Origin of the sequence: Shewanella sp. 10N.286.45.A1 (genome assembly GCF_041470405.1) — a bacterium.
Taxonomy (GTDB): Bacteria; Pseudomonadota; Gammaproteobacteria; order Enterobacterales; family Shewanellaceae; genus Shewanella.
Window position 1 is genome coordinate 1 of sequence record NZ_JBFRMK010000284.1, and the last position, 9496, is coordinate 9496.

At 43.6% G+C, this 9496-nt stretch carries 7 protein-coding genes; 4 read left to right on the plus strand and 3 right to left on the minus strand.

Annotated elements, in window-relative coordinates; genetic code table 11:
* Nucleotides 1-52: 52 nt before the first annotated feature.
* The gene (gene fkpA / locus AB4238_RS18910) at nucleotides 53-826 is read right to left on the minus strand and encodes an FKBP-type peptidyl-prolyl cis-trans isomerase (protein WP_372034834.1); all 774 of its coding nucleotides are present in this window, start codon (nucleotides 824-826) and stop codon (nucleotides 53-55) included.
* 449 nt (nucleotides 827-1275) lie between these two features.
* On the opposite strand from fkpA, the gene AB4238_RS18915 reads away from it, so the two are divergent.
* From AB4238_RS18915 to pepN, 4 genes are all read left to right on the plus strand, one after another.
* Nucleotides 1276-1488 carry a SlyX family protein gene (locus tag AB4238_RS18915; RefSeq protein WP_371992319.1) on the plus strand — a complete coding sequence of 71 codons (213 nt, stop codon included), beginning with the start codon at nucleotides 1276-1278 and terminating at the stop codon, nucleotides 1486-1488.
* 262 nt (nucleotides 1489-1750) lie between these two features.
* Complete coding sequence (locus AB4238_RS18920; protein ID WP_372034835.1) at nucleotides 1751-3118, plus strand: COG3014 family protein; 1368 nt, start codon at nucleotides 1751-1753, stop codon at nucleotides 3116-3118.
* A gap of 23 nt (nucleotides 3119-3141) precedes the next feature.
* Complete coding sequence (gene lpoB, locus AB4238_RS18925) at nucleotides 3142-3735, plus strand: penicillin-binding protein activator LpoB (protein WP_371992316.1); 594 nt, start codon at nucleotides 3142-3144, stop codon at nucleotides 3733-3735.
* Nucleotides 3736-3867: 132 nt separating this feature from the next.
* Nucleotides 3868-6504 (plus strand): aminopeptidase N, encoded by a 2637-nt coding sequence (gene pepN / locus AB4238_RS18930; RefSeq protein ID WP_372034836.1) that lies wholly within the window; start codon nucleotides 3868-3870, stop codon nucleotides 6502-6504.
* An 80-nt stretch (nucleotides 6505-6584) separates the two neighbouring features.
* Here pepN and AB4238_RS18935 read toward each other — a convergent pair whose 3' ends face one another.
* Both AB4238_RS18935 and AB4238_RS18940 read right to left on the minus strand, forming a co-directional pair.
* Complete coding sequence (locus AB4238_RS18935) at nucleotides 6585-7145, minus strand: phosphoribosyltransferase (protein ID WP_220738440.1); 561 nt, start codon at nucleotides 7143-7145, stop codon at nucleotides 6585-6587.
* Nucleotides 7146-7453: 308 nt separating this feature from the next.
* Entirely contained in the window at nucleotides 7454-9220 is a 1767-nt protein-coding gene (locus AB4238_RS18940) for an alkaline phosphatase (RefSeq protein WP_372034837.1), read from the minus strand.
* Nucleotides 9221-9496 lie beyond the last annotated feature (276 nt).

Below are 9496 nucleotides of genomic sequence, written 5' to 3' on the forward strand. Positions count from 1 at the left end.
TTAACTGACCGGCATTAACGCCTAAGCGTCCTTTTTTCTATCTCAATAGAGATTAATGCGCGTGTGCAGCACTTGCTTCTGCAGCAGCATCAGCTTTTTCAATATCTAATAGCTCAACTTCAAATACCAACGTTGAGTTAGCAGGGATAGTTGCCGAGTCGCGATCGCCGTAAGCCAAGTTAGCAGGGATCACGAACTTAAACTTAGAACCCACAGACATTAGCTGTACGCCTTCAGTCCAACCAGGAATAACGCGGTTAAGAGGGAAAGTTGCTGGCTCACCACGTGCCACTGAGCTATCGAACTCAGTACCGTCAGTTAGTGTACCAACATAATGAACTTTAACAGTGTCAGCAGCAACAGGCTTCTCACCAGTACCTTCAGTCAATACTTCATACTGTAGGCCAGACTCAGTTGTCGTCACGCCTTCTTTAGCTTTGTTTGTTTCCAAATAAGCTACGCTTTCCGCTAAGTTCTTCTCTGCAAGGATTGCAGCTTGTGCTTGGCGCTTCTCATTTAGCTTTTCATCAAGGCTCTGCAATACAGCCTGCATCTCTTCTTGAGTTAACTTAAGCTCGCTATTCAGGCCTTCGCTGAAACCTGTCACGATAAGGTCTCTATCAACCGCTAGCCCTAACTCTTCTTGCTCCTTGATATGGCCAGCCATATAAGTACCAATCGATGCGCCAACGCTGTAGGCTTCTTTTTGCGCTTCTGTTTTCAATTCTACAGAGACAGGTGCAGCTACGGCTTCCTGCTCTTGATTACAAGCAGTAAGACCAACAACGGCCAAAGCCACTAGTGAATATTTATAAAGAGATTTCATTTAAAGCTTCCTCAGCATCTACACGTGGTTACTATAACCTTTACTTTTATTAGGCGAACCACTTTATACTAGTTAAATAGGTTATTCCAATTTGATTGGACAAAAGCGGCACGGCTGTGATTTGAGCCACTTTTTCAATACAGATTAATATATTACACATACAAACTGTCTCTAGCCTGAACAGCTATGACCCTCGTATGAACAAAGATTCATTAAGAAGACAACGAAGACCCAAGCAAGTTCACCACAGATTTATTACAATCTTTGTTTGGACTGCTGTTATTTCCTGCCTAACGGTTAACAGGCAACTTTGGTTTACTACGCAATATAGTTAAACAAGTTACAACAGCGGCTATCCCCAAACATTGCAAGGCGTTGTATACTCCAGTGCTAATTAAGAGCATCACCAGTAAATACCAAGAGTACTTACTCATCCATCAGAGGTAAACGTGGATAACATAGAACACAGAGTTGAAGAGTTAGAGATGAAATTGGCGTTCCAAGATGGCACTATCGAAGAGCTCAACCAACAAGTCATAAAGCTAAACGATGTTGTAGCACTGCAACAAGAGCAGCTGCGTTTATTATTAAGTAAACTACAATCTGTCGAACCTAGCAATATGGCGAGCCAAGCAGACGAAACGCCACCGCCACATTATTAAATGCACAACGTTCATCAGCGAAGCTTTCTGTTCAGCAGTAACCCTTGCTATATTTAAGTGACGAGGGGCTTATTTGCATTCATCTTCGGTTCAGATTAGATATGGTATATATAGCGGTATATAGATGAAATGTGTAAGTTTATATAAATTTGCCAGTCTGAATTATTTTATCATTTATAATGCAGTTTAGCGCTCACATCTATTTCCCAAGCAAGCAAACAAGGAAGCCAATGCTAATAGCAGACATTACCGAGGCGTTAGCATGAAAAATTTCTTGCTGCTAACGACTATGATGCTAAGCCTGAGTGGGTGTGCATTTAACAGCGTATTCATCAACTATCCGTCCCAAATCGCTCCGGTGAAAGCCCAGCTTAATTCAGCAACGCCGCAACAAGCTGCAAAGATTGTTGAACCTGAGATAACCAGCGCTGACGGCCTTTTGTATGCACAAGAGGCTGGACGCTCCGCTCAGATAGCAGGCGACTTTGAAAGCAGTAAAACCTTCTACCAAGATGCTGTAAATGCTTATCGCGCCTTTGATGATAAAGCAAAGCTCAGCCTGAGCGATGCAGGAGCAACGGCTAGCAGTATCTTCATCAATGATAATGTGATCCCCTACCGCGGCCCAGGATATGAACGGGTGATGCTGCATCAATACCAAGCACTTAACTATCTCTTTAGTGGTGATGCAGAAGGTGCGTTAGTCGAGGTGCGTCGCAGTAATGAGCTACAAAGCTCTGAACAGGCTCGCTATCAAAAATCCAATAAATCTGTGCAAGCAATGGCAAATGGCACCATCGATGCTGAAGTCAATAAGCTTGGTAAAGCTGCAGGCAGTACCACGAGTTCATTTTTAAATGCCTATAGTTATTATACAACTGGCATGCTGCACGAGATCTTAGGTGAGCCCAATGACGCCTATATTGATTATCGTAAAGCAGCGCAAATTTCACCTAATAACTCATACTTACAGAAAGACTTAGTCAGGTTAGCTCAGCAGCTTTCAATGCCTCAATATGAGGAATTTAAAAAGCGTTGGGGTGACGCAGTACTTCCCAAAAAAGATGAAGGGCAAGTTATCGTCATGCTCGAAAGAGGGTTTGTACCAGAAAAGCAAAGCCTTACCGTCCCCTTTACTATTCATGGCAATTGGCAAACAGCTTCACTGGCGACATACTTTCCAACCAAACAATCGGTCAAGCCCGGTCGTATACAGGGGCTTGGGACTGTACTGGTTGCAGCGCCCATTGCTAATATAGACTCACTAGCCATTACTGCGCTCAAAGAGGACTTACCTGCTGCTCTAGTAAGACAAGCCGCTCGAGTCTACGCCAAGTCTGAAATGGCACGCAGTGTTGAAAGTGATAGCAAACGCCGCAATAATCAAACTGATTATGCCTCAATTGCTATGCAGATCTTTAACGTAATATCAGAGCAAGCCGATAGGCGCAGTTGGCTGACCTTGCCTGAACAAGCACAAATTGCCCGTAGTTATGTTAAAGCTGGTAGCTATTCGGTTAAGCTCGACAATGCTGCAGCAAATACAATTAAAGTTGAAACTGGCCGCACCACGCTGATTTGGGCCATTGATACTGGCAATTACACCCGTTTTTATTCAATAATCATTTAGCAATCACTTGTATGGAACTTAATATGAAACATTTAAAAGTTATTTTTATTCTCGCAGCAGTTATCGGCTTGTCTGCGTGCCAATCAAAAGTTGAATATGGTGATGCCACGGAAGTGGAAACCGTCAATGAGAACTTCGGCTCAACTGACCTACAAGCTATCTCAGCTAAAATGGTTGATAGCATGCTGACTTTCCCGCCTGTTGTTGCGATTACAGCGAACGAACGTCCAATCATCTTCGTTGATAAAATTAAGAACAAAACCTCTGAGCATATCGACACAGAATCAGTTACTGACTCAATCAGCAACAAGCTGTTGCGTTCAGGAAAATTCCGCTTTATCGACATGACCAAAGTTGACTCTGTACGTAAGCAGCTTGATTACCAGAACAATTCAGGCATGGTTGATCCGTCTACTGCGATTAGCTTCGGTCGTCAAATCGGCGCACAGTACATGCTTTACGGCAACCTATCTAGCATCGTAAAACAAGATGGCAGCACTAAAGACGTTTACTACAAAATGACTATGCGTTTGATGGATCTAGAAACAGGCTTGATTGAATGGTCTGATGAAAAAGAGATCCGTAAAGTTAAGTCTAAATCGTTCTTAGGAATGTAATTTAAGTCAGCACTCGCTACCTAAGTAATTAAAGCCAGCATCACGCTGGCTTTTTTATTTAAACTTCTGCGCACAGCAGAAATAGGGTACCGTATGCAGCTTATCCAAGTCGCTAATTAAAAGGGTGCTGTTTTGAAGCTGTATTATACTGTGCTAGTTGCTCTACTCTCTATCATGCTAAGTGCATGTAACTCGACCCCACGAGAGCCAATATCTGCGCGAGACGGTACACCATACATTAGCCAACAATCAGCCATGCAGCGCTCAGCAAGGATCTCTGATGTAAAATATGATTTGGCCTTTAGCTTAACTGGCGAAAGTCGATTTTCAGCAACCACTATTGTTAACTTCAACCTCAGCGACACCAGCAAAGCACTCACGCTCGATCTAAACCAAGCCACCATTAGCCATTTTAGTATTAATGGTAAAAAGGTGTACCCAAACTATAACGGTAGTTATATCACCTTAAACCCTGGTTTACTCAGTACTGGTAGCAACACCGTTGAAGTGCAGTTTAGCCGCGAACACAGCACTAATGGCGAAGGGTTGCATCGCTTTGTCGATCCAGTCGATGGCAAAGTTTATCTCTATTCTCATTTTGAACCAGCTGCAGCGCAGCAGATGTTTGCCGTGTTTGACCAACCAGATCTAAAAGCTAGCTTTACCTTATCTGTCATCGCGCCCAAAGAGTGGACAGTCATTAGTGCTATGCGTGAGTCTTCAATTACAGAGCTTGGTGATACTCGCCAATGGCAATTCCCGCAATCGCCTAAGTTGAGTCCTTATAACTTCTCAATGCATGCAGGCCCATACCACCAGTGGACCGATGACAGCGGCCCCTATCCGCTACGCTTATTTGCGCGTCAATCTGTCGCAGAGCAAGTCTCCCCACAAGACTGGTTTACTTATACTCAACAAGGGCTTGAGTTTTTCGACGACTATTTCGGCATTGCCTACCAGTTTAAAAAATACGATCAAGTATTGGTACCAGACTTCCTCTATGGCGCCATGGAAAATGCTGCAGCAATTACCTTCAGCGAAAGTCGTTTTCTGTTTAATAGCGAAATGACTACCGCACAGAAACAGCGTTTAGCCGGTGTGATCATGCATGAAATGGCTCACCAGTGGTTTGGTAACTTAGTGACAATGAAGTGGTGGAATGGCCTATGGCTCAATGAAAGTTTTGCCTCATTTATGGGGACTTTAGCCACCGCTGAAGCTACAGAATTTAAACATGCATGGCGTACCTTTTATGCCAATAACAAACAAAGCGCTTATCACTTAGATAGCCAAGCTAGCACTCACCCTATCGAGGTTCCCGTTGCTAGTTCGCAAAACGCTTTTGATAATATAGATGCGATCACCTACTCAAAAGGGGCTTCAACCTTAAATCAACTAAACCATTTGTTAGGCGAAAAAGCTTTCCAGAAAGGTGTACAAGATTACCTATTGCAATACAGCTACCAAAATGCCGAACTCAATGATTTTATTAAAAGTCTAGGCAATGCAGCCAATAAAAACCTCACCACCTGGAGTCAGCAATGGCTTTATAAAGCTGGAGTGAATAGCATTAAAGCCGATTTCAGTTGTGAAAATGGCCGCATTACACAGTTTAACCTGACGCAGTCAGCCTCTAGCAGTACCCTATCGACCTTGCGTGAACAACGGGTCCAAATAGGCTTGTTTACTCAAGGGCGTAATCGTCTACATCATAATATTAGTATGCCGGTAACCTATAAAGGCGCCACTACCGAGGTCACTAGCTTAGTTGGCCTACACTGCCCTGACCTTGTCTATCCTAACTATCAAGATTGGGGTTTCGTAAAAGTCATTCTAGATCCAGTTTCTTTCAAAACCGCAAAACAAAATTTACGCCTTGTACATGACCCATTGCTGCGTTCTATGCTCTGGCAAAGCTTGTGGGACAGTGTCGAAGACGGCAATCTCTCACTGAACGATTACATGGGTGCAGTGCTGGTCAATTTGCCGGGAGAAATGGATGACACCATTGTGGGGCAAGTACTTAAGAGTTTATCTAAAACTCGTATTTACCTCGACAAGATGTCACCGAGCAACCAGCGCTTTGCCAAACAGGCAATTAGAGCCATTGAACAGATGAGCTTAAGAAAGGTGATGATCAATCGCAGCAGCAGAGACTTTCAACGTCGATGGTTTGAAAACTATGTCAGCTTTGCACGCAGTAAAGATGCACTCAACCATATCGATGCGCTACTGAGTAATAAAGCCTCTATTAAAGGGTTAGTGCTAGACCAAGATCTGCGCTGGTTGATGATAACTCACTTAAATCGTTATGATTACCCCAGTGCGATGTATTGGCTACGAAAAGAGCGTGATATCGACAGCAGTGATTCAGGACAAAAAGCAGCCTTAGCAGCCGAAGTGTCTCGTCCTGATGCGCTTAAAAAACGTCAGTGGCTAACTCGTATTCAGCAACAAACAAATCTGCCTTTTTCCAAGCAGCGCACCATAATGGAAAACCTTTATCCTAGTGAACAAAAAGCACTTAATACCGTCACAACTGAGCAGCGCTTAACAACACTAGCCAAGCTGGACAGCGAAAAAGGGCCGGTATTTATGCGTAGTTATGCCAAATACCTTATCCCGACAGATTGCAGCTATGCCAGTGTCAGCGCCTTGCAAAACTTACAAACTAAAAATCAATTCACTGATGGCACACAGCGCGCGCTCAAAGAAACTATCGCTCAGGAGCAGAAGTGTTTGCTGATAAAATCCAAGATGAATCACTGATAAGCTATAGCCTCGCTATAAAGCATCCCTAGATAACAAAAAAGCCACCTTAACGGTGGCTTTTTTATGCACTTAATCAATTAAACGAATAAGTCTTTAATATTTTTCAAATCGCCTTTCCCTTCAGCAAGTTCTTCTGCTGAAAGCCCTGCAACTTCATGGGGGAACACTAACCACTCTTCAGACTCGTGAATAAAGTAATCAGGTGTTAGCGGTACTGCAGTGTTTTTAGGCTTGTAGTATGGACACGCAATGCGCACATCTTTTGGCATGTTCAAACGCATTAGGTCACTTAATTTATCTTTAAGTGCGTGCACACTTCGACCTGAATCAAACACGTCATCAACAATTAATAAACCGTCATCTGCGTTAGCGTTTTCAACGATATAATGTAAGCCGTGCACTTTAATCTGCTTACTTTGTTGATTAATACCGTAGTATGAAGAAGTACGAACGGCAATGTGGTCAGTTTCTACTTTCTTAAAATCAAAAAACTCTTGTACGGCAATACCAATTGGTGCACCACCACGCCATATACCCACAATAAATTGTGGACGAAATCCACTTTCGTAAACCTGAGCCGCTAAGCGAAAAGAATCTTCTAGTAATTCCTGCGCTGTTATAAAGCGTTTATCTGACATCTGACCGTCCCCATCTTGGTATAGTTATCTTATTTTGGGTCTCAAAAATGCAGTTGTTAGACACTATTCCAAACTCTGAAATAGGCCCTCGCTAGTTTTCCTCTAGCGCAACTGTTTAAAGTGTAGGCACCCACCCGATTTTGGAGGCGAATTTTATACTAAAAAAACGACTAATGCTGCAAAAAAGCCACAAACTTGTGGCTTATCTCATTCAAATACAATTAAAGCCCCCATTAAAGCGGCAAACAGGTTAATTTGGCCATAAAAAAACGGCCACCTAATGGGTGGCCGTTATTAAAATGCTATGACTAAACGAGCGGTGCTAGGCTGGGCGTTCCAGCTTTAGTAACCATCGAATGATTACGTTCAGTATCTTCAACAAAGCCTCGGGTCAGTATTGTGTCAACATAACGCCAATCGCTGCGAACCTCTTCATGGGTGAAGGTTAACGTCAACATACCGCGGTTCATCAAATTAGCGTATTTAAGATTATCGACAAGCCCTAAAATGGCCTCTTCTGTTGCCGGAATATCCTTAGCATCGATCCCTAGATAATATTCAAGTCCTGGAGATGATACTGAGCTGGTTGCAAACTCAACCCCAACTGCATCGCCAGCAGCATCTTTAAGCACATTAGCCCAAGCGTTATGAGTATCACCTGCTATCACTACAAGATTCTTTGCCAATGACTTTGCCGTAGCTAAGATAACTTCACGCTCATAGGCGTATCCATCCCAAGCATCTAAGTTGTAAGGAATTGACGGCAGCTGTATCAGCGCCATCGCCTCGGGCGTTAGCTTGTGGCCATAAAACTGCAGATATTTAAGCTCATCTTCGGTGAGTGTCGGATCGCCCGCTTGTGCTCTGGCGGCAAAACCTGCCAACGCGGCTAATTGGCCAAATTCAGGGATAGATAACTGCTGTGTAGCGATCGCTGCTGGCAGCATCATCTGCCCCATTAACACTTGCTGCCCGAGCACTTGCCATTTGGCAGTTGATGTCAATAACGTCGACTGTAACCACGTTTGCTGCTCCTGCCCAAGCATGGTTTTATTAGTGTCGGTAACATCAGCCATAAAACGTGTGCTATCTAACCCACCCGTTGCTGGATCCATATAATCTGGGTATTCAAGCGGCTTATCTCGACCGAGTAGTCGTGTATCTAGCATATGCAGGTCAACGAGATCACCAAACTGGAAGCTACGGTAGATCTCTTCATGATTACCCTCGCGCCATGGACGAATAGGCAACCACTCGAAATAAGCCTGTAAAGCCCCCTCTTTACGCGCATCAAAGTCACCTTCATTATCGTTGTGATTCTCAGCCCCTTCGCGCCAGCTATCATTAGCCACTTCGTGATCATCCCAAACCGTGATGAAAGCAGTCTTTGCATGTAGCTTTTGTAAACTCAAATCACTGCGGTATTGTCCATAACGCGTACGATAATCGGTTAAGCTAAATAGCTCACCTTCAGGTAAAACTTCACGTCCAAGCTCTGCTGCATGCTCACTGGCATATTCGCCACGTGCGTATTCGTAGATATAATCCCCCAGATGAATAACCGCATCCAAGTCATCCATTCTCGATGCCATTTCATAGACATTAAAGTAACCAGCGGGGAAGTTCGCACATGACAGCACGGCAAATTTGGCTTGTGCGAGCGCGCCTTGAGGTAAAGTTTTAGCCATACCAGGAGGAGAGGTATTCTTCCCAGCCTTAAAACGGTAAAAATATTGGCTACCGGCTTCAAGTCCAGTCGCATCAATTTTTACCGTGTAATCTCTATCACTATTAGTGATCATTTCACCATTAGTGACCACCTGACTAAATGCACTATCGGTAGCTACTTCCCAGGATACTTTGATATCACCTGTGGACATCGGCGATACTCGGCTCCACAAAATGATAGCATCATGACTCGGATCGCCACTGGCTACGCCGTGTAAGAATTCCGCCGCAATAACGTTTTCGTCATCATCGCTGCTGCAGCCCATCAGGCCGTATGATACTACTGCTGCGCCGACGCCTTTAGCAGACATGGCAAGAAAATCTCTTCGTGAAAAAGGTCGTTTCATTATTATTATTCCCTTAATATTATTTTGTTTTTCTTTGGTGGTACGAGGTCTAATGAGTCTGAATGGTAATTAGCAACTATCACACATTCGTGACAAGCTCGTAAAGCATTTGTTAACGACGAGATTTCAAGCCTATTCATACCAATCAATATGAGAATTTGGTCTACTCAAAGCTGTTTTGGCAAACTAATCCAAGGCGAACAACTGACTGAATGGTTATACCAATCAGTATAAGTAGTTGATCTACTCAGAGTGTTTTTGGCGAACTAATTCAAG

Excerpts from the sequence above, each read along its gene's own strand:
- lpoB (WP_371992316.1), top strand. The coding sequence starts at position 3,142 with ATGAAACATTTAAAAGTTATTTTTATTCTCGCAGCAGTTATCGGCTTG.
- AB4238_RS18940 (WP_372034837.1), bottom strand. The coding sequence starts at position 9,220 with ATGAAACGACCTTTTTCACGAAGAGATTTTCTTGCCATGTCTGCTAAA.
- fkpA (WP_372034834.1), bottom strand. The coding sequence starts at position 826 with ATGAAATCTCTTTATAAATATTCACTAGTGGCTTTGGCCGTTGTTGGT.
- AB4238_RS18935 (WP_220738440.1), bottom strand. The coding sequence starts at position 7,145 with ATGTCAGATAAACGCTTTATAACAGCGCAGGAATTACTAGAAGATTCT.
- AB4238_RS18920 (WP_372034835.1), top strand. The coding sequence starts at position 1,751 with ATGAAAAATTTCTTGCTGCTAACGACTATGATGCTAAGCCTGAGTGGG.